This is a genomic window from Aeromonas sp. R6-1 (assembly GCF_040908165.1).
Lineage (GTDB): Bacteria > Pseudomonadota > Gammaproteobacteria > Enterobacterales > Aeromonadaceae > Aeromonas > Aeromonas caviae.
In genome coordinates, this window is sequence record NZ_JBFODF010000026.1 from 196,045 (window position 1) to 216,632 (window position 20,588).

Consider the following 20,588-nt stretch of genomic DNA (forward strand, 5'->3'; position numbering starts at 1 on the left):
CTCAGCGCTTTTCCCGCGCCAGCTGGGCGAAGATCAGCGCCGCCAGCATGGACATCAGGCCGATGCACAGATAGGTGAGGTGGAACCCCTCCAGCCAGCGGCCACTCTCCTCGGGCTGGCCGATGGAGAAGAGCCCCAGCAGGCTGGCGGCGATGGCCACCCCCAGGCTCATGGAGAGCTGCATCACCACCGACAGCAAACCGTTGCCGCTGCTGGCGTGCTCGCTGCTGAGATCCTGCAGGGTCAGGGTGTTCATGGCGGAAAATTGCAGGGAGTTGATGGCGCCAAAGACCGCCAGCCACACCAGCAGTACGCCGTGGGGCACCTGGTTGTCGATGAAATAGAAGCTCGCGATCATGGCCCCGAGCGCCAGGGTGTTGCCGATCAGGATGCGGCGATAACCGATGCGCGGAATGAGCTTGTTCACCAGCGTCTTGGTCAGCATGGCGCCGATCACCGTGGGGATCATGGTCATCCCCGCCTTGCTCGGGGAGAAGCCGAGCCCCAGTTGCAGGAAGAGCGGGGTGAGAAACGGCATGGCGCCGCTGCCGAGGCGAGCAAACAGATTGCCCCAGATACCGATGGCGAAGGTGGACGTCTTGAACAGCGCCAGACTGAACAGGGGCTGCTCCGCCGTGGCGGCATAGAGCCAGTAGCTCGCCATGGCGGCCAGGCCGAACAATACCGCAAACAGGGCCCAGCCGGTTGAAATGCTGTGCTCCCCCAGTCCTTGCAGACCGACGGATACCAGCACCATGCCGACACTGAACAGCACAAATCCCTGCCAGTCAAACCTGGCGGTGTGCTGGCGAAGGTCGGGCATGAAGTGCCAGCTCGCCACGAAGCCGAGCAGGCCCACCGGCAGGTTGATGAGGAAGACCCAGTGCCAGCTCGCCACCTCCACCAACCAGCCCCCCAGGGCCGGGCCGATGAGGGGGCCGAGCAGACCGGGGATGGTGACGAACGACATCACCCTCAGCAGTTCATGCTTGCTGTAGACCCGCAGCACCGCCAGACGCCCGATGGGCATCAGCAAGGCCCCCCCGACCCCTTGCAACACCCGGGCGATCACCAGCATGGGCAGGGTGTTGGCGATGGCACAGGCCAGGGAACCCAGGGTAAACAGCAGGATGGCGACCAGATAGACCCGGCGGGTGCCGAATCTGTCCGCCAGCCAGCCGGAGGCAGGAATGAGCAGGGCCACCGTCAGCATGTAGGCGATGATGACGGACTGCATCTGCAGCGGACTCTCGCCCAGGGCCTCGGCCATGCTGGGCAGGGCAGTGTTGAGGATGGTGCCATCCAGGGTCTGCATGAAAAAACCGACCGCCGTCAGCCAGGGCAGCCATTTGCGCTGGGCGGGCGTCACCATCGGGGAGCTGTCAGGCATGGTTCTGTCTCTCCTCATCACATAAGAAAAGACCCGCACGAGCGCGGGTCATATCAGCATATCAGGCATCCGGCTGGCCGAGCATGGCCTTGAGGTGCTCTTCCAGGCTGGATTCGGGGGCCTTGAGGGTCGAGAGGAACAACTGCTCTATGCCAGCCCTGTCCTGGCTCTTCACGATGAACACCAGCCGGGACTGGGCCTTGCCTTCGGGCCACTCCCCCAGCGCCTGCAACGGATAGAGCTGGCCGTGCACGCCGTGGATCACCACGGGCTGGCTCTCCCCTTCCAGTTGCAATATCCCCTTGAGACGCAGCAGGGCATCGCCGTATTGCGCCTGCACCGCATCGATGGCGGCCAGCAGGCGGGAAGGCTTGAGCGGCTCGCCGATGCGCAGGGAGAAACTTTCTATATTGCCGTGCTCGAAGCGGGTGGGCGCGGCCGTCCCCACCTTGGCGGCAAACGGCGTCATCTTCGGCTGCATGGGCGAAGCCAGCCCCTGTTTCGGGGATTCGGTACGCAGCCAGGCCAGCAACTGGCGCACGTCGCGCCCCGCCGCCTCGTTGTAGGCGCCGAGCTTCTCCAGCACTGCGGGTGAGAGCACGCCATTGCTGACCCGCTGGATGGGAGCTGCCGGATTGAGGGTCGCCAGTTGGGCTTCCACCCGAGCAAGGGTCTCTTCATCCACCAGATCGCCCTTGCTCACCACCAGCAGATCCGCCAGCGCCACCTGTTTGACCGCCTCATATTGAGCGGCAAGCTGCTGCTCGATATGGCCGGCATCCACCACGGTGACGGTGCCATCGAAGCGGTAGCGCTGGGCGATAAAGCCCTCTTCCCTCAACGTGAACAGCACAGGGGCCGGATCGGCCAGACCCGTGGTCTCGATGATCAGCCGTTTGAAGGGTTTGATTTTGCGCTGGATGGCCTTCATGAAGAGCCCCTGCAGCGCCTCCACCAGGGAGCCCTGCACCGAGCAGCAGATGCAGCCGGAATCGAGCAGCACCACCTGCTCGTCCACCTGCTGTACCAGATGGTGATCCAGCCCCACGGAGCCGAACTCGTTGATGAGCACGGCGCACTCCCCGAGCTCGGGCTGCTTGACCCAGTGGTTGAGCAAGGTGGTCTTGCCGCTGCCGAGAAAGCCGGTCAGCAGGGTCACGGGGATGCGGGTGTCTTGCATGTCTGTCATCGGGTTGCCCCCCCTCTGATCGGCAGGAGGATGAGTAAGCGAGTGTCTTGCATATCGGTCATGTCAGATCCTTACCGGTTGGTGAACAGGTCGCCGAGCCAGCGGTTTTCGAAACGGCCATGGGGGTCAAGCTCCCGCTTCAGGGCCAGGAAGTCGTGCCAGCGCGGCAACAGGGCCGGGAAGTCGTAGAGGTCCATCGCCAGGTGCTTGCCGAAATGGGGAATGCCGCCGAGGGGCACCAGCAGTTGCTGCAACTCGCGCATCTGCTCCATGGAGCCTCCGACGAAGGTCCCGTCCGCCGCCAGATAGACCAGAAAACCTATCCAGCACACCGACTTGCCATGGGCGGCACTGAGCCAGGCCACGGAGGGACCGGTGCAGCGCAGGATGAAGGGGTAGTGCAGCACGCCGGGGTTCGCCTCCTGCCATGCCTGCAGGATTTCAAGGGCCTCCCCCATGCGTTCGAGGGGCACGGCCACCTCGCAGTTGATCTGGGGAGCAGGAATTCCCTTGCAGAGGATCTGGTAGACGTTGCCCACCAGATCCGAGGCGTCCTTGAAGCGGCGCACCGTCTCGAAGTGCTCGCCTGCCCTGGCCTCGTCCTTGGTGTCTCTGGCCATCTTCTGCAGGGTCGCGTCTATGGTGGCATTGAGCGCCAGGTTCATGCGCTCGTCCATGTCTCCCTCCAGCACCAGCGGCTCGCTGCCCCCGGCGCGGTAGCGGGCCACCTCGTCATCGGAGGCGGGATCCACCAGCCAGATGTGGCTCTCGCCGGTCCAGGCGAACCACCAGCTCTTCACGAAGGCGTGCTCCCGGTTGAGGCGCTCGTTGTGTTCCAGCAGGAAGGGGTAGTCGGTGGTGAACTTGGTGCAGCGCATGATGCGGTTGGGCACGGTGTTGAGGGTCACATCCAGCAGGATGCCGAGCATCCCCATGCCCATCACGAAGGCGCCGAAGCGCGGATCGGTGCGATCCACACGGATGATGTCGCCGCTCGCCAGCATCACGGTCAGGGCAGCCACCGCATCGCACAGGGCGGACTGGTGCAATCCCTGCCCATGGGTGCCGGTACTGAGCGCACCGCCCAGGGTCTGGATGCCGATGACGCCGGGGGACGCCGGCAGCATGCGATCCATGGCGATGAGGTCGGCATAGACGGTATCAAGCGGCGTCCCCGCCAGGTAGGTCACCGTATCGGCAGTCTTGTCCAGCTGGCCGCGCAGGTGGTGCAGGTCCACCAGCAGCGCCTGGCTGCCTTCGGCGTAGACGCTGTGGATGGGTTCGAAAGAGAGGCCGGAGCCGATGAGCCGCAGCTTGCGCTCGGGATATTCCCGCAGCAGTTGCTGCAGCTCGTCACGGGTCGTCGGGCGCCACACCTGATCAAGGGCGCCGAGGGGGTTGGTTCTGGACCAGTTGAACAGCACCTCCCGATTGCCAATCGCCTTGATGCTGTGAAATGCCTGGAACCTGACCGTCATACCGCGCCTCATCTGACTTCAAAATGAGCGCCAATTCTACCGAAAAGCGGCTGCCAAGGCATGAAAAACAAGACCCTACAGTCGGGGGTGGATAGGGGGAGCGCCCCTCCCCGCCTCAGCGCGTCTGCTGGGTCAATGCCAGCAACATGCCGAATCCCACCAGCAGGCCCCCGAACACCCGATCGATCCAGTGGCGTACCGCCAGCAGTCGGTCCCGCACCGCAGGGGTGGAGAAGAAGAGCGCCACCGCACCAAACCAGAGGGCGTGCGCCAGCGCGATGAAGGCGCCATAGCCGATCTGGACCGCCAGCGGCGTCTGCGGCTGCACCACCTGCATGAAGAGGCTGACGATGAAGATGGTGGTCTTGGGATTGAGCACATTGGTCAAAAATCCGGTGCGCAGCGCCCCCAGGCTGGAGAGGGCAGGCTGACAGATGCTCTCTTCATCGGCAGCCGGTTTGGCCCGCAGCATCTTGATGCCGAGGAAGATGAGATAGGCGGCCCCCGCCAGCTTGATGAGGTTGAACAGCCAGAGGGATTGCTGGATCAGCAGGCCCACCCCCAGCAGGGTGTAGGCCACGTGCACGCAGACCCCGGCCGCGATGCCGATCGCCGTCAGCACGCCGGTGCGGCGCGAGAGCAGCAGGCTGTTGCGCGACACCATGGCAAAGTCGGGCCCGGGGCTGATGACGGCAAAGAGGGTAATGGCGACAACGGCTAACAGTTCGGTCATGAAAAGAGTCCTGATTAGAGGGGATATCGGCTATTTTATTTGCCAATAACACCAATAACGAACGATGATTTCTGACATGAATGGTGAAAAAAACTCACAAAAATCCCTCTCGCTTCCCTCCCTTACCGCCCTGCGCTGTTTCGAGGTGGCTGCCCGCACCGAGCATTTCGGCCGCGCCGCCGATGAACTGCATCTCACCCATGGCGCCATCAGCCGGGCGGTACGACTGCTCGAGGAGGATCTGGGGGTCATGCTGTTCGAGCGGCGCCAGCGCCGGGTCTTTCTGACCGACGCGGGTGAACGGTTCTATCAGGCGGTCAGGGAGGGGTTGGGCAGCATCCGCCAGACGGCGCAGGCCCTGCGCCAGCAGAGCCGCCCCCAATCACTGGTGCTCTCCTGCGAACCCACCCTCCTGATGCGCTGGCTGATCCCGCGCTGGCCCGCCTTCCAGGCCCTGCACCCGGAGCTGGACGTACACCTGATGGCGGGCGGCGGCGCCCTCAGCTTTGGCAGCGGCATCGATCTCGCCATCCGGCGCAACGACTTTCACTGGCCTGCCGAGCTCTACAACCAGTTGTTGTTCGAAGAGCGGACCGGCCCTGTCTGCCCGCCGGGCAAGGTGGCGCACTTCTTTGAACCCAGGGGGGATGTGCAGGCCCTCAGGCCAACGGCACCCCGTCTGCACACCAAGACCCGTCCGGGCGCCTGGCTGGAGTGGCAGCAGCACGCAGGCATGCCCGCCGACGAGGAGGTGCCGGGTCAGACCTTCGAGCACTTCTATTTCAGCCTGCAGGCGGCAGTCGCCGGGCTGGGAGTCGCCATCGGCCCCTACCGCCAGGTGTGCGACGATATCGAGGCCGGCCTGCTGGTGGCACCGCTCGGCTTCGTCCCCGACGGCACCGGCTATCACCTGCTCGCCCCCGCCCCTCCCGAACCCGGCAGCCCCCACGACATCCTGGTGAACTGGCTGCACAGCCTGGTGGGCCCGGCCTAGCCCTGGGCGGTGCGCCCGGCGGCGACCTGTATCTCTCCCGCCGTCAACTCCCGGCAGAACTGGCGTATCGGCATGGGGCGGGCAAACAGGTATCCCTGCAGATACTGGACCCCCTTGCCTCTCAGATAGGCGGCCTGCTGCTCCGTCTCCACCCCTTCGGCCACCAGGGACAACCCCAGCCGTCCCCCAAGGTCGATGACGTTGTCCACGATGTGCTCGGAGAGGGACTCCGTCCCGATACGGCCGATGAAGGAGCGGTCGATCTTGAGATAGTCCACGTGGAATTGCTGCAGATAGATGAGGCTGGAGTGGCCGGTGCCAAAGTCATCGATGGCGAGCTGCACCCCCATCTCGTCGAGCTGGCGAAACAGGGAGAGGGTCTGCGGGCTGGTCACCAGCAGCTCCCGCTCCGTGAGCTCCAGCACCAGCACCACCCGTCCCGGCACGAAATGGCCGAGGAAGTCGCGGCACTCCGCCACCAGGGAGAGGTCCCGGCAGTGGATGGCACTGATGTTGAAGCTGATGTGAAATGCCTCGGGCAGCTGCTCCTGTACCGGGTGGAGTGTCTTGGCCACCGTCTTCATCAGGTTGACCGTCATGGGCACGATCAGGCCAGACTCTTCCGCCTGGGGGATGAAGAGATCGGGGCGGATCAGCCCCTCGGTGGCATGTTGCCAGCGCATCAGTACCTCTGCTCCCACCATCTTGCCGCCCTTGCTGGCGATCAGCGGTTGCAGATAGGGGACAAATTCCCTGGCTCGCAGCCCGCGCCTCAGCTCGTCCGTCAGGGCCCCCGGCCGCCCAAGCAGCCACCACACCAGCAGTGAGACCACCAGCGAACTGGCTCCCAGCCAGATCAGTTGCAGATGGCGAGCCTCCCACAGGGCACGCCAGTAGATCGGCATGGCATAACCGGCGTGGATGGTGAAGGGGTAACGCTGGGAGGCGAGTATCAGGGCAAACTTGCTGTGCAGTTTCGGCGGATCGCTTTGGAAGTGGCCGGACTCATCGAGCCAGGCGGACCCCACCTGCAAGAACAGCTCGCTGGGATCGCTGCTCAGGGTAAGCATGAAACTGAGCTGACTGCTGTCAATGGCGCTCAGTGCCGCATCACGCCCCCGCTCCTGACGCACCACCAGCAAGGGGTGATTCTTGCGCACCAGGTTGCCGCTCATCAGCAGCAACTTGCGATCCGTGTAGCGGGAGCCGTCATCCACTTCCCTGGCAGGCCCGAACAGCGAGGTGCAGTTGATGATCCCCTGTCGCACCAGATTGATGGAGCGCAGGAAAGGCTCCAGCGCCACCCGCTTGCGCAGCAGCAACAGGTTGTCGCTGCAAGGTCGACCGGCCAGCGGCAATACCTCGAGGTTGGCCCGCTCGGCCTGATCCAGCATGCGCTCCAGCAAGGTTCTGGCCTTGCTGGCTGACGCACTGGCATCGTTTTTCAGCTCCTGCTCGTAGCTGTCGTGCACCATCCACCCTCCCACCACCAGGGGCAGGGCCAACACCAGTAGGGCACATCCAAGGCGCCACTTCATGCGGGCCAGATCAATCCGGAACAGAAACATAGCAACCACGCCGCAATGCGCGGGCCCGCTTCGCAGGTACCGCGGTATAAAAGTGCCCACCAGGAAACGGTGGGGCCATCATGGCCAGACAACGAAAGCGCAACGCGCGTACCAGGCAAATCGACGACGCCGTTGCTGGGCATGGCGGGTCATTATCGCGCAGCCCCCTGAAATGGAAAATGCCGCGTCGAGACGCGGCATTGTTATTTTCAGTGGTCAGACCGGCGAGTCTCAGACCGCTTGCTGCAGGATCACCGCATCGGCCTTCTTGGTGTAGGAGGCGATCTCGTTGAAGTTCAGGTAGCGGTAGGTGTCGGCCGCAGTGGCGTCCAGCGCCTTGGCATACTGCAGATACTCTTCCACGGTCGGGATCTTGCCGATGATGGCGGCAACCGCAGCCAGCTCCGCAGAGGCCAGATAGACGTTGGCCCCCTTGCCCAGACGGTTCGGGAAGTTGCGGGTGGAGGTGGAGACCACGGAGGCCCCTTCCGCTACCCGCGCCTGGTTGCCCATGCAGAGGGAACAACCCGGGATCTCGATGCGGGCACCGACGCGACCAAAGATGCCGTAGTAGCCCTCTTCGGTCAGCTGATCCTTGTCCATCTTGGTGGGCGGGGCGATCCACATGCGGGTCGGCAGCTCGCCCTGATACTTCTCGAGCAGTTTGCCGGCGGCACGGAAGTGACCGATGTTGGTCATGCAGGAACCGATGAACACCTCGTCAATCTTGTCGCCCGCCACGTCGCTCAGCAGACGGGCATCGTCCGGATCGTTCGGCGCGCACAGGATCGGCTCCTTGATGGTGGCCAGATCGATCTCGATGATTTCGGCGTACTCGGCATCCTTGTCCGCTTCCATCAGCACCGGGTTGGCCAGCCACTCTTCCATCCCCTTGATACGGCGGGTGATGGTGCGCACGTCGCCGTAGCCTTCGGAGAGCATCCACTTCAGCATCACGATGTTGGACTTCAGATACTCGATGATCGGCTCTTTATCCAGCTTGATGGTGCAACCGGCGGCGGAACGCTCGGCGCTGGCGTCCGCCAGCTCGAACGCCTGTTCCACCTTCAGGGTCGGCAGACCTTCGATCTCGAGGATGCGGCCGGAGAAGATGTTCTTCTTGCCCGCTTTCTCGACGGTCAGCAGCCCTTTCTGGATGGCGGCGTAGGGGATGGCATGGACCAGGTCACGCAAGGTGATGCCCGGCTGCAGCTCGCCCTTGAAGCGCACCAGCACGGATTCCGGCATGTCCAGCGGCATCACGCCGGTGGCGGCGGCGAAGGCCACGAGGCCGGAGCCCGCCGGGAAGGAGATGCCGATGGGGAAACGGGTGTGGGAGTCACCACCTGTACCCACGGTATCCGGCAGCAGCATGCGGTTCAGCCAGGAGTGGATGACGCCGTCACCCGGACGCAGAGAGACACCGCCGCGGTTCATGATGAAGTCAGGCAGGGTGTGGTGGGTCTGCACGTCGATGGGCTTGGGATAAGCGGCGGTGTGGCAGAAGGACTGCATGGTCAGATCGGCGGAGAAGCCGAGGCAGGCCAGGTCTTTCAGCTCGTCGCGTGTCATGGGGCCCGTGGTGTCCTGGGAGCCGACCGTGGTCATCTTGGGTTCGCAGTAGGTGCCCGGGCGAATGCCCTTCACGCCGCACGCCTTGCCCACCATCTTCTGGGCCAGGGTGAAGCCTTTGCCGGTGTCGGCGACAGGCTGCGGACGACGGAACACGGTGGAGAACGGCAGACCCAGCGCTTCGCGGGCCTTGTCGGTCAGGCCGCGGCCGATGATCAGCGGAATGCGGCCACCGGCGCGCACTTCGTCGATCAGCACCTCGGTCTTCAGTTCGAACCGGGCCAGCACCTCGTCGGTGCCGTGGCGGGTGATCTTGCCCTCATAGGGGAAGATGTCGATGACATCGCCCATCTCCAGTTTGGAGACGTCCACTTCGATGGGCAGGGCGCCGGCATCTTCCATGGTGTTGAAGAAGATGGGGGCAATCTTGCCGCCGAGGCAGACGCCGCCGGCACGCTTGTTCGGCACGAACGGAATGTCGTCGCCCATGAACCAGAGCACGGAGTTGGTGGCGGATTTACGGGAAGAGCCGGTACCGACCACGTCACCCACGTAGGCCAGCGGGAAACCTTTCTCTTTCAGGGCATCGATGGTCTTGATGGGGCCGATGACGCCATCCTTGTCCGGGGTGATGCCGGGACGGGCGTTCTTCAGCATCGCCAGGGCGTGCAGCGGAATGTCCGGGCGAGACCAGGCGTCCGGCGCCGGCGACAGATCGTCGGTGTTGGTTTCGCCGGTCACCTTGAACACGGTGACGGTGATCTTCTCGGCCAGGGCCGGGCGGTTCAGGAACCACTCGGCGTCGGCCCAGGATTGCAGCACCTGCTTGGCGTGGGCATTGCCCGCCTTGGCCTTCTCTTCCACGTCGTGGAAGGAGTCGAACATCAGCAGGGTGTGGGAGAGACCCTTGGCGGCAAGAGGAGCCAGGGTCGCATCGTCCAGCAGGTCGATCAGCGGCTGGATGTTGTAACCACCCTGCATGGTACCGAGCAGCTCGACGGCTTCGGCGGCAGTCAGGATGGGGGAATGGGCCTCGCCCTTGGCGACGGCGGTGAGGAAGCCGGCTTTCACATAGGCCGCTTCATCAACACCCGGGGGAATGCGGGAGGACAACAGTTCTTTCAGAAAGTCCTGTTCGCCGGCGGGCGGATTCTTGATCAGCTCAACCAGGGCGGCAACCTGCTCTGCGTCCAGAGGTTTGGCGACCACGCCTTCGGCGGCACGTTCTGCGACGTGTTTACGGTATGTTTCAAGCACGACTAATTCCTCTTTGGTCTTTTTTTTGGGGTTCGCCCAAGCTCGCGGCGATCGTCCTTGCGGGACACCCGTAGGGTGCCCCCCACTATATAAGTTTTAACGACTAATTAAAATCCAAACCCTGTGCAGTTATTCATCAAACCAGCATAACCATATAAACCCATTAGGTTTTTTTAGAGTGACAAGCCGCCCGCCCAAGGTGAGTTAACAAAAAGGCAGCATTTCGCCCTTATTGGAACGTAGTGCCCAATTGCAGATAGAACATGTCGTGTCCCCCCTCCGCCACGCCATAGCCGAGGAAGATGGGACCGAGGAAACTCTCCACCCCCATATAGAGGGAACCCGAGGTATAGGAGGATTCGATGCTGATGTCCTCTCCCTTGTCCCAGACCCCCCCTTGCTCGAGGGAGCCCCCGAGGAACAGGGGCGCCTTGAAGGCACCGAAGTCGTTGTCCGCCACCCGGTAGATGTAGCGCAATCCGCCAAACAGGCTGTAGCGACCGCTCAACTGGTAATGCTGGAAGCCGGACATGCGGAACAGCCCCCCCAGATCCTGCACGAACAGCGGTACCGTCTCCTGGGAGCTTGAGCCGCCCCCTTCCAGCATCAGGTTGAGGCTGTGCCTGTCCCAGGACCAGGGCTTGATCATCACCAGCCGGTAATTCACCCCCTCGGCCTGCTCGGAGGGGCCGTCCGAGGGATCGAGATCGACGTAGGAGTAGCCCCCCTTGATGTCCCAGTAGACCCCCTGATAGGGGAAGTAGCGGCTGTCGAGGGTGTCGTGCTCGAAGCGGATGTAGGGTCCCCAGGCGGAGGCATCGGCATCCGCGTTGGTGAGGTTCTGGATCTCCACGCTGCCGATCTTGCCCTCCAGTCCAAGGGAGAAGCGGCTCCAGGGCTGGCGATTCCAGCCGACGGCGAGATCCACGCTGGTGAAGCTGTACTCGGAGTCCAGATAGCTGACCCCGGACGACGACCTGCTCTCTTCCGGGAAGAAGACGCGTCGCTGGGTCTTGTCGTAGGCCAGGCTCGTCTCGCCGAAGTAGGTCTGGGAGGGCTCCAGCGGGGTGTAGAAGTCGGTCTTGAGGTGCTTGGCGGTCCCGAGGGACGCCTCGGTCAGCCACTCGCCTCCCCAGTCGTTGACGTTGGTCAGGGTGTAGGACATGCCGACGTTGTAGTTGGAGCTGCTCTCGAAGTCATCGGAGAAACCGAGCTGGAAGTTGAGATAACCCGGCCCCCAGTTCTTCTCGCTGGCGTCCACCACCAGCACGTTCTCCCCGTCCCGCTCCTCCACCTCGTAGGTGATGCGATCGAACGACTCCAGGGCGTAGAGGCGACGGATCCCCGCCTCCAGGCTCTCGTAGGTCTGCACCTTGTCCGGACGCACGTTCAGCATGGCCCGCACCGTGTCGTCGGAGAGGCGCGACTTGTTGATGATCTCCACCTTGTCGATGTAGTAGGCGGGCTGGCCGCTGCGCTCGGCGCGCCGGCTCAGCTTGCCGTTGCGATAGTCGGCGTAGGCGGCGGGCGAGAGAGAGAGCGCATCGAGCCGGGCCGCTGCACTGTTGGCGACCGCCTCCCCGATCTTGATCCCCTCCGGCATCAGGGCGAAGTCGGCGATCCCCATGTTGCCGAACTCGGGGGTCAGCAGGATGTCCCTGGGGCCGAGCAGCGCCTTCTGCTTTTCGGTCCCCACCTGGGTCATGTAGGTAGTGAGCTGATCGATCATGGCCAATCCCGACTTGAGGGACTCCCGGGTACGCAGCTTGGCGCTGATGTCCACCGCGATCACCACGTCGGCCCCCATGGCCTTGGCCACGTCTACCGGCATGTTGTTGACCGTGCCGCCGTCGGCCAGGATGCGGCCGTCCCAGTCCACCGGCTTGAGGGCACCGGGAATGGACATGGAGGCCTGCATCGCCTTGGCGAGGCTGCCGTGATCCAGCACGAAGGGGGTCACCGTCTCCATGTCGGTCGCCACCGCGCGATAGGGGATAGGCAGGTTGTCGAAGCTCTTTTGCGCCGGCAGGTTGGAGGTGGCGTGGCGCAGCAGGCTGGCCATGGACTGCCCCTGGAAGAAGCCGTCCGGCAGCTGGGTCTGGTCACCGTTGACCCCGATGTCGGTGCGCAGCTGGTACTTCTCGGTCTGCTGCTTCTTGCGCAGGGAGAGCTCGTCCCGCCCCACCTTGTCCTGATAGCCCTTGTTCCAGTCGATGGCCAGCGTCGTGCGCTCCACCTCCTCGGCGCTGAGCCCCATGGCATACATGCCCGCCACATAGGAGCCCATGCTGGTCCCGACGATGATGTCCACCGGGATGTGCTTTGCCTCCAGCACCTTGAGCACCCCGATATGGGCCGACCCCTTGGCCCCGCCGCCGCTCAGTACCAGGGCAATCTTCGGACGATCCATCTTGGTTGCCCCCGGGTTTTTGGCCGAAGGCGCGGGATCATTGGCTCCGGCCGCCGCCATGAACGGCAGGGTCGCCAGCAGGAGCACGAGCAGGTGGGTCCATCCCCGATGAAAGATGTGCATATGAGAGTCCATAAATCCGGTGCGGGTCGAGCGGGCAGGCCGCCAGTCAGGTGCAGCCTACTATAAGTGCAAGCACTTTAACCGCAAGCCGGGGTGCTGGCGAGGGGTCGCCCCGCTTGCGACGATGTCTTGGCAAAATCGGGCGCCAATCCAGTCCAATCCGGGTGTGAGCGCAAACGTTAATCGACAATAAACGCCCCCGCCGCCTCAAGAGCGCGCCAAATCAGCCGCTATTATGAGTTCAACCCTGGTTCACACTTCCGAGTCACCCTTATGTTCGCAAGCCTGACACTGAAACAGAAAATTCTGGCCACCGTCATCCTCGCCGTGGCCCTCTCCTGCCTGCTGGTGGGCTATTTCAGCCAGCGTTCTGCCCAGCAACTGATCGAGAACCGCATGTTCGAGCAGGAGCTGCCCAACCTGACCCAGCGCATCGGCAAGGAGATCGAAAAGGATCTCACCTCGGTCGCCAATGCCGCCAGACAGCTTGCCAACGACCGCTTCGTGCTGGACTGGGTCGAGCGCGGCATGCCCAAGGAGCAGGAGTCCATCCTCATCAACCAGCTCAAGGACATGACGAGCCAGTATGGCCTGGTCACCGCCTCCTTCGCCGATCGCCAGAGTGCCGCCTACTACAACCAGGACGGTTTTCTGCGCATCCTGAACCACGAGCAGGACAACTGGTTCTATGACTACACCAAGAGCCGCCAGGATCTGATGCTCAGCATCTTTCGGGAGAGCAATGGCGAGGTAAAACTGTTCGTCAACTTCCAGCAGCTCGACGGACGCGGCCTCGCCGGCCTCGCCAAATCCCTCGACAGCATGGTCAGCATGCTCGCCAACTTCCGCATCGGCGACAGCGGCTTCGTCTTCATGACAGATGGCAGCGGCAAGGTGAAGCTGCACCCCGACGCCGCCCGCATCGATCGGGACAACCTGACCCAGCTGGCCAGCGGCAGCAGCACCAACCTGCTCAACAAGCAGCCCTTTGCCGCCACCCGTGCCGAGGTCGACGGCCAGCCCGTGATCCTGGCCAGCAGCTACATCCCCCTGCTCGACTGGTACCTGGTGGCCCAGGTGCCGGAGGCCGAGATTTATGCCGAACTGGACAGAGCACGCCTGCACATGGTGCTGGTCAGCCTGGCTATCGCCGTCGGCATGGGGCTGCTCGGCGTCCTCCTGGCCGGCTCCGTGAGCCGCCCCCTCAACGAACTGGCCCGCCTGTTCCGCGAACTCGGCAGCGGTGATGGCGACCTCACCCATCGCCTCAAGGTCGATGGCCGTGACGAACTGGCCCAGGTGGCGACCGGCTTCAACAACTTTGTCGCCAAGATCCACGGCTCCATCGAACAGGTGGCGAGCAACTCCCGCCAGCTCGCCGCCACCGCCAACGAGGTGGCCGCCAAGGCCCAGCTCACCCAGCACAACTGCACCGCCCAGCGGGATCGCACCGTCCAGGTCGCCACCGCCATCCACGAGATGGGAGCCACCGTCAGCGAGATCGCCGGCAATGCGTCTCTCGCCGCCGACGTCGCCAAGCAGGCCAACGAGCAGGCCGATGCGGGGGCCCAGGTCGTCGCCCAGGCCCGCCACGGCATCGTCGGCCTCTCCGGTGAAATCGAGCAGGTCGCCGGGGTCATCGAGTCCCTGGCGAGCCAGACCGACTCCATCGGCAGCATCCTCGACACTATCCGCAGCATCTCGGAGCAGACCAACCTGCTGGCCCTCAACGCCGCCATCGAGGCCGCCCGTGCCGGCGAGCAGGGCCGTGGCTTCGCCGTGGTGGCCGACGAGGTGCGCAACCTCGCCAGCCGCTCCGCCGCCTCCACCGCCGAGATCCAGGGCATGATCAACAGCCTCCAGGAGCAGAGCGCCCGCGCCGTCAGCGCCATGGCCCAGGGGCGCAACCAGAGCCTGCGGGTGGTGACCCAGGCCGACGAGGCCAACGGCGCCCTCGACCAGATCACCGGGCACATCACCCAGATCAGCGACATGAACATCCAGGTCGCCACCGCCACCGAAGAGCAGTCCAGCGTGGTGGGCGAACTCAACCGCAACGTGGAGGACATCAACCAGCTCACCATGGAGACCGCCGACATCGCCCACCAGTTGACCGAGTCCAGCCGCAGCCTGCAACAGCTCTCCGGCGAGCTCGACAAGCTGGTCGGCAACTTCCGGTTATAAGATGAAAGGGCGCTGCGGCGCCCTTTTTTCACCGGGTCGACAGGGAATACCGACCCCCATGACGGCGAACCGTCATGACAAGCCGCTACAGTAGCGACACAGCAACACACCAAGGAGTCAACATGCTGGCAGGCAACCTCACCATCAAAACCCAACTGATCCTGGCCGTCACCGTGCCCTGTCTCGCCCTGCTGCTGGTTGGCGCCGCCAGTCTGCGCAGCATGGACAACATCAGGCAGCAGGCCGAAGAGCTGTTCCAGAATACCGCCACCCCCATGCGGGCCATGGCGGAAGTGGCCTCCCGCATCCCGCGCATGCGCGTCGGCATCGACATGATGCTGTTGCAAGACACCTCCCTGCGCGACGAAAAGGGGGTGCTGACCCGGGTCAAGGAGACGCGCGAGGAAGACATTCCCGAGATGCGCCAAGCCATGGAGCAGGCCGTCAAGGCCCAGGTCGATCCGGACGCCCGGGCCAGGGCCCAGACCCTGCTCGATCAATTTACCCGGGTGGAGCGGGAGGAGCTGACCCCCATGTTGCAGGCGCTCTCTGACAACAAGATGGACGAGGCTCGCGCCATCTACCGGGATCGCTACAGCCAGAGCTACGGGGTCATGCGCAAGGGCGCCAATGAGCTGCTCGACGGGTTGATAGGTCAGGCCCAGCATCGCAACGACCTGAGCGAAAACAGCTATGACAGCGGTCGTACCCAGATGATCGCCATCATCGTCATCGCCATCGCCATCTCGCTGCTCGTCTCGACCCTCATCCTCATCGGGCTGCGCCGCCGGGTCTCCTTCCTGCAATCCCATATTGGCGAAGTGGCCCGCCACCTCGCCCTCGACAGCCGCGCCAGTCTCACCGGCAAGGACGAGCTGGCCGAGATTGCCCACAGCTTCAACCAGTTCGTGACCCGGATCCACGGGGCCATCGTGCAGGTGGCGAGCAACTCCCGCCAGGTGGCCGCCACCGCCAGCGAGGTGGCCGCCAAGGCCCAGCTCACCCAGCACAACTGCACCGCCCAGCGGGATCGCACCGTCCAGGTCGCCACCGCCATCCACGAGATGGGGGCCACCGTCACCGAGATCGCCGGCAATGCGTCTCTCGCCGCCGACGTCGCCAAGCAGGCCAACGAGCAGGCCGATGCGGGGGCCCAGGTCGTCGCCCAGGCTCGTCACGGCATCGTCGGCCTCTCCGGTGAAATCGAACAGGTGGCCGGGGTCATCGAGTCCCTGGCGAGCCAGACCGACTCCATCGGCAGCATCCTCGACACCATCCGCAGCATCTCGGAGCAGACCAACCTGCTGGCCCTCAACGCCGCCATCGAGGCCGCCCGCGCCGGCGAGCAGGGCCGTGGCTTCGCCGTGGTGGCTGACGAGGTGCGCAACCTCGCCAGCCGCTCCGCCGCCTCCACCGCCGAGATCCAGGGCATGATCAATAGCCTCCAGGAGCAGAGCGCCCGCGCCGTCAGCGCCATGGCCCAGGGCCGCAACCAGAGCCTGCGGGTGGTGACCCAGGCCGACGAGGCCAACGGCGCCCTCGACCAGATCACCGGACACATCACCCAGATCAGCGACATGAACATCCAGGTCGCCACCGCCACCGAAGAGCAGTCGAGCGTGGTGGGGGAGCTCAACCGCAACGTGGAGGACATCAACCAGCTCACCATGGAGACCGCCGATATCGCCCATCACCTGACCGAATCGAGCCGCAACCTGCAGCACCTCTCCGGCGAGCTCGACAAACTGGTCGGCAACTTCCGCCTCTGAGCGTCCGGCACCTCTTCCTGACCCGCACCAGGGCGCTTCGGCGCCCTTCTTCATGACCACGGCAAGCCGTGACGCACGGGGGATACGTCGTCTCCCACCGCCCTGCCACATGCCTCATAATCAGGAAAACGCGAGGAGGTATGATGGGCAAGCTGGTCGTGATGATCGTGCGGGGGGGCTGCTCAGTGCCTGCAGCAGCGGGCCCGTGCGGGTGCACGGGGCCGATGTGAGCGTGGACGATACCCGGATCCGGGTCAGTGATGGGGATCGCGGAGGCGACGGTACCTTCTGCCCACCGGGACAGGCCAAGAAGGGGCGCTGCTGACCGCAGGGTGCCGAAAGACAGACAACAAAAAGCCGCTCCATGGAGCGGCTTTTCTTATGAAACGGGCAGAAGATTATTTTTTCTTCTTGGCCTTGGCGTTCGGCAGGTCGGTGATGGAGCCTTCGAACACTTCGGCAGCCAGACCCACGGACTCGTGCAGAGTCGGGTGAGCGTGGATGGTCAGCGCGATGTCTTCGGCGTCGGCACCCATCTCGATGGCCAGACCGATCTCACCCAGCAGTTCACCGCCGTTGGTGCCCACGATGGCACCACCGATGACGCGGCCGCTCTCCTTGTCGAAGATCAGCTTGGTCATGCCGTCGGAGCAGTCGGACGCGATGGCGCGACCGGAAGCAGCCCACGGGAAGGTGGCGACTTCGAAGTTCAGACCCTGTTGCTTGGCTTCCTTCTCGGTCAGACCCACCCAGGCCATCTCAGGCTCGGTATAGGCGATGGACGGGATCACTTTCGGGTCGAAGTAGTGCTTCTTGCCGGCGATGACTTCGGCCGCCACGTGGCCTTCGTGTACACCCTTGTGGGCCAGCATGGGCTGACCGACGATGTCGCCGATGGCGTGGATGTGGGCCACGTTGGTACGCAGCTGCTTGTCGACTTCGATGAAACCGCGCTCGTTGACGGCAACACCAGCCTTCTCGGCATCCAGCATCTTGCCGTTCGGCACACGGCCTACGGCAACCAGCACGTTGTCGTAGCGAACCGGCTCGGCCGGGGCGTGCTTGCCTTCGTAGGAGACGTACAGGCCGTCTTCACGGGCTTCAACGGCGGTGACCTTGGTCTCCAGCATGATGTTGAATTTCTTGGCAACGCGCTTGGTGTAGATCTTGACGATGTCTTTGTCGGCAGCCGGTACCAGCTGGTCGGCAAACTCCACCACGTCGATCTCGGAACCCAGGGAGGAGTACACGGTACCCATCTCCAGACCGATGATGCCGCCACCGATGACCAGCAGCTTGCCAGGAACGGTCGTCAGCTCCAGCGCATCGGTAGAGTCCCATACGCGGGGGTCGTCATGGGGGATGAACGGCAGCTTCACCGGACGGGAACCGGCGGCGATGATGGCGTTGTCGAAGGTGACGGTGGTCTTGCCGTCGGCACCTTCCACTTCCAGGGTGTTCGGACCGGTGAACTTGCCGAAACCGTTAACAACCTGGACTTTACGCATCTTGGCCATGCCAGCCAGACCGCCGGTCAGCTGGTTGATGACCTTCTCTTTCCACAGACGCACCTTGTCGATGTCGGTCTGCGGGGCACCGAAGACGATGCCGTGCTCGGCCAGCGCCTTGGCTTCTTCAATGACTTTGGCGACGTGCAGCAGTGCCTTGGACGGGATGCAACCCACGTTCAGGCAGACGCCACCCAGGGTGGAGTAACGCTCGACGATAATGGTATCCAGACCCAAGTCAGCCGCACGGAAGGCAGCGGAATAACCGGCAGGGCCAGCACCCAGTACTACGACCTGGGTTTTGATTTCTTTACTCATCATGACCTCTTTGTCGTTCTTATATCCCCGGACAGCACAGTCTTATGCCAAACAAGGCCGCTGCAGCCGTGAAAAAAACGGGGCAAGTTTACAATCCTGTTAACGAAATGAGAAGCAAAAAGGGCGGGCTCTGGGCCCGCCCTCTCACTTACAGGACCAGTCGACGAATGTCGGACAACACACCACTCAGGGTGGTGATGAAGCGGGCACCGTCGGCGCCATCGATGACGCGGTGGTCGTAGCTCAGAGCCAGCGGCAGCATCAGGCGCGGCACGAACTCTTTACCGTTCCACTTCGGCTTCATCTCGGACTTGGAGACGCCCAGGATGGCCACTTCCGGCGCGTTGACGATCGGGGTAAAGCTGGTACCGCCGATGCCACCCAGGCTGGAGATGGTGAAGCAACCGCCCTGCATGTCGGCAGCGGTCAGCTTGCCGGCACGGGCCTTCTTGGAGATCTCGGCCAGATCGCGGGACAACTCGTGGATGCCCTTCTTGTTGACGTCGCGAACCACCGGAACCACCAGGCCGTTGGGGGTATCCACCGCCACACCGATGTGGATGTACTTCTTCATGATCAGCTTGCTGCCGTCTTCGGACAGGGCGCTGCAGAAGCGCGGATGGGCTTCCAGGGCCTTGGCGGCCGCCTTCAGGATGAACACCAGCGGGGTGATCTTCACGTCCAGCTTCTGCTTCTCGGCCAGGATGTTCTGCTCTTTGCGGAACGCTTCCAGATCCGTGGTATCGGCTTCGTCGAACTGGGTGACGTGGGGGATCATGGCCCAGTTGCGGTGCAGGGCAGGACCGGAGATCTTCTGGATACGGGTCAGTTCCAGCTCTTCGACCGGGCCGAACTTGCTGAAATCAACCTTCGGCCAGGCCACGACGCTCATGCCGTTGCCAGTGCCGGTGCCGGCAGCCGGAGCGGACTCGGCGCGCTTGACCGCATCCTTCACGTAAGCCTGCACGTCTTCTTTGACGATGCGACCCTTGCGACCGGAGGCTTTCACCTTGGCCAGGTTGACACCGAACTCGCGCGCCAGACGGCGTACTGCCGGGGAGGCGTGAACGTAGGCGTCGTTGGCGACGAAATCGGAGGCGGCAGCAGCCTGGGCAACCGGTGCAGGAGCGGCGGCAGCCGGAGCGGCAGCAACGGGCGCTGCGGCAGGAGCCGGAGCAGCCACGGCAGCCGGAGCGGCCCCCGCCACTTCGAATACCATGATCAGGGAACCGGTGGAGACCTTGTCACCCGCCTTCACCTTGATCTCCTTGACCACACCGGCGAACGGCGCAGGCACTTCCATGGAGGCCTTGTCGCCCTCCACGGTGATCAGGGACTGGTCGGCTTCAACCTTGTCACCCACGGCGACCATGATTTCGGTCACTTCCACTTCGTCACCGCCGATGTCCGGCACGTTGACGTCCTTGGCACCGGCGGCAACCGGAGCAGCGGCAGCCACGGGGGCAGCAGCAGGAGCCGGCGCGGCAACAGCGGCCGGGGCAGCGCCCGCCACTTCGAAGACCATCACCAGGGAGCCGGTAGAAACCTTGGCGCCGGCGGCGACCTTGATCTCGACCACGCGGCCGGCGAACGGTGCCGGTACTTCCATGGAGGCCTTGTCACCTTCCACGGCGATGATGGACTGGTCGGCTTCAACCATGTCGCCCACGGCAACCATGATCTCAGTCACTTCGACTTCGTCACCACCGATGTCCGGCACGTTGACGTCCTGGCGAGCGGCAGCAGCAGGAGCGGCAGCCGGCGCGGCAGCAGCCTGGACCGGAGCCGGTGCGGCAGCACCCTCGGCTTCGAAGACCATGATCTGGGAACCGGTGGCAACCTTGTCGCCCACCTTGATCAGGATCTCTTTGACGATACCGGCGGCGGGTGCCGGGACTTCCATGGAGGCCTTGTCACCTTCCACGGCGATCAGGGACTGGTCCAGTTCGACCTTGTCACCCACGGCCACCATGATCTCGGTGACTTCAACTTCATCAGCACCGATATCCGGCACCATAATCTGTTTGGACATTGCGCTTTATCCTCTTGCGTGCATCCGCGTGGCAGCCTGAGCATCACCACGCGCATCCCGCGT

12 protein-coding genes and 1 pseudogene are annotated in these 20,588 nt (G+C 63.6%); 4 read left to right on the top strand and 9 right to left on the bottom strand.

The window, feature by feature from the left end; translation table 11 throughout:
* Nucleotide 1: 1 nt before the first annotated feature.
* The 4 genes from mdtD to AB5Y68_RS07475 all read right to left on the bottom strand — a co-directional run bounded on the left by mdtD (nt 2) and on the right by AB5Y68_RS07475 (nt 4,790).
* Nucleotides 2-1,429, bottom strand: coding sequence for a multidrug transporter subunit MdtD (gene mdtD / locus AB5Y68_RS07460; RefSeq protein ID WP_223919390.1), 1,428 nt, complete (start codon nt 1,427-1,429; stop codon nt 2-4).
* 22 nt (nt 1,430-1,451) lie between these two features.
* Nucleotides 1,452-2,579 carry a GTP-binding protein gene (locus tag AB5Y68_RS07465; protein WP_039040931.1) on the bottom strand — a complete coding sequence of 376 codons (1,128 nt, stop codon included), beginning with the start codon at nt 2,577-2,579 and terminating at the stop codon, nt 1,452-1,454.
* A 71-nt stretch (nt 2,580-2,650) separates the two neighbouring features.
* The gene (locus AB5Y68_RS07470) at nt 2,651-4,057 is read right to left on the bottom strand and encodes a D-arabinono-1,4-lactone oxidase (protein ID WP_039040932.1); all 1,407 of its coding nucleotides are present in this window, start codon (nt 4,055-4,057) and stop codon (nt 2,651-2,653) included.
* 115 nt (nt 4,058-4,172) lie between these two features.
* Entirely contained in the window at nt 4,173-4,790 is a 618-nt protein-coding gene (locus AB5Y68_RS07475; protein ID WP_010675804.1) for a LysE family transporter, read from the bottom strand.
* A gap of 76 nt (nt 4,791-4,866) precedes the next feature.
* Here AB5Y68_RS07475 and AB5Y68_RS07480 point away from each other — a divergent pair, with 76 nt between their 5' ends.
* Nucleotides 4,867-5,784, top strand: coding sequence for a LysR family transcriptional regulator (locus tag AB5Y68_RS07480; RefSeq protein WP_039040933.1), 918 nt, complete (start codon nt 4,867-4,869; stop codon nt 5,782-5,784).
* Here AB5Y68_RS07480 and AB5Y68_RS07485 read toward each other — a convergent pair.
* From AB5Y68_RS07485 to AB5Y68_RS07495, 3 genes are all read right to left on the bottom strand, one after another.
* The gene (locus tag AB5Y68_RS07485) at nt 5,781-7,352 is read right to left on the bottom strand and encodes a cyclic diguanylate phosphodiesterase (RefSeq protein ID WP_039040934.1); all 1,572 of its coding nucleotides are present in this window, start codon (nt 7,350-7,352) and stop codon (nt 5,781-5,783) included. The genes AB5Y68_RS07480 and AB5Y68_RS07485 overlap by 4 nt on opposite strands.
* A gap of 231 nt (nt 7,353-7,583) precedes the next feature.
* Nucleotides 7,584-10,181, bottom strand: coding sequence for a bifunctional aconitate hydratase 2/2-methylisocitrate dehydratase (gene acnB / locus AB5Y68_RS07490; RefSeq protein WP_039040935.1), 2,598 nt, complete (start codon nt 10,179-10,181; stop codon nt 7,584-7,586).
* Nucleotides 10,182-10,410: 229 nt separating this feature from the next.
* A complete protein-coding gene (locus AB5Y68_RS07495; protein WP_039040936.1) occupies nt 10,411-12,714 on the bottom strand; it encodes a patatin-like phospholipase family protein in 2,304 nt (767 codons plus the stop codon).
* Nucleotides 12,715-12,987: 273 nt separating this feature from the next.
* On the opposite strand from AB5Y68_RS07495, the gene AB5Y68_RS07500 reads away from it, so the two are divergent.
* From AB5Y68_RS07500 to AB5Y68_RS07510, 3 genes and pseudogenes are all read left to right on the top strand, one after another.
* Complete coding sequence (locus AB5Y68_RS07500) at nt 12,988-14,898, top strand: methyl-accepting chemotaxis protein (RefSeq protein WP_323921951.1); 1,911 nt, start codon at nt 12,988-12,990, stop codon at nt 14,896-14,898.
* 122 nt (nt 14,899-15,020) lie between these two features.
* Nucleotides 15,021-16,667 carry a methyl-accepting chemotaxis protein gene (locus AB5Y68_RS07505; protein WP_124243695.1) on the top strand — a complete coding sequence of 549 codons (1,647 nt, stop codon included), beginning with the start codon at nt 15,021-15,023 and terminating at the stop codon, nt 16,665-16,667.
* A 143-nt stretch (nt 16,668-16,810) separates the two neighbouring features.
* Nucleotides 16,811-16,992: pseudogene (locus AB5Y68_RS07510) on the top strand (hypothetical protein).
* A gap of 73 nt (nt 16,993-17,065) precedes the next feature.
* Here AB5Y68_RS07510 and lpdA read toward each other — a convergent pair.
* Both lpdA and aceF read right to left on the bottom strand, forming a co-directional pair.
* Nucleotides 17,066-18,493, bottom strand: coding sequence for a dihydrolipoyl dehydrogenase (lpdA, locus tag AB5Y68_RS07515; RefSeq protein WP_010675812.1), 1,428 nt, complete (start codon nt 18,491-18,493; stop codon nt 17,066-17,068).
* 148 nt (nt 18,494-18,641) lie between these two features.
* Complete coding sequence (aceF, locus tag AB5Y68_RS07520; protein ID WP_039040510.1) at nt 18,642-20,525, bottom strand: pyruvate dehydrogenase complex dihydrolipoyllysine-residue acetyltransferase; 1,884 nt, start codon at nt 20,523-20,525, stop codon at nt 18,642-18,644.
* Nucleotides 20,526-20,588: the final 63 nt, after the last annotated feature.

Coding starts and splice junctions, on each gene's coding strand:
- AB5Y68_RS07485 (WP_039040934.1), bottom strand. CDS start 7,352: ATGTTTCTGTTCCGGATTGATCTGGCCCGCATGAAGTGGCGCCTTGGA.
- AB5Y68_RS07505 (WP_124243695.1), top strand. CDS start 15,021: ATGCTGGCAGGCAACCTCACCATCAAAACCCAACTGATCCTGGCCGTC.
- AB5Y68_RS07470 (WP_039040932.1), bottom strand. CDS start 4,057: ATGACGGTCAGGTTCCAGGCATTTCACAGCATCAAGGCGATTGGCAAT.
- AB5Y68_RS07495 (WP_039040936.1), bottom strand. CDS start 12,714: ATGCACATCTTTCATCGGGGATGGACCCACCTGCTCGTGCTCCTGCTG.
- AB5Y68_RS07480 (WP_039040933.1), top strand. CDS start 4,867: ATGAATGGTGAAAAAAACTCACAAAAATCCCTCTCGCTTCCCTCCCTT.
- AB5Y68_RS07475 (WP_010675804.1), bottom strand. CDS start 4,790: ATGACCGAACTGTTAGCCGTTGTCGCCATTACCCTCTTTGCCGTCATC.
- AB5Y68_RS07500 (WP_323921951.1), top strand. CDS start 12,988: ATGTTCGCAAGCCTGACACTGAAACAGAAAATTCTGGCCACCGTCATC.
- aceF (WP_039040510.1), bottom strand. CDS start 20,525: ATGTCCAAACAGATTATGGTGCCGGATATCGGTGCTGATGAAGTTGAA.
- lpdA (WP_010675812.1), bottom strand. CDS start 18,493: ATGAGTAAAGAAATCAAAACCCAGGTCGTAGTACTGGGTGCTGGCCCT.
- AB5Y68_RS07465 (WP_039040931.1), bottom strand. CDS start 2,579: ATGACAGACATGCAAGACACCCGCATCCCCGTGACCCTGCTGACCGGC.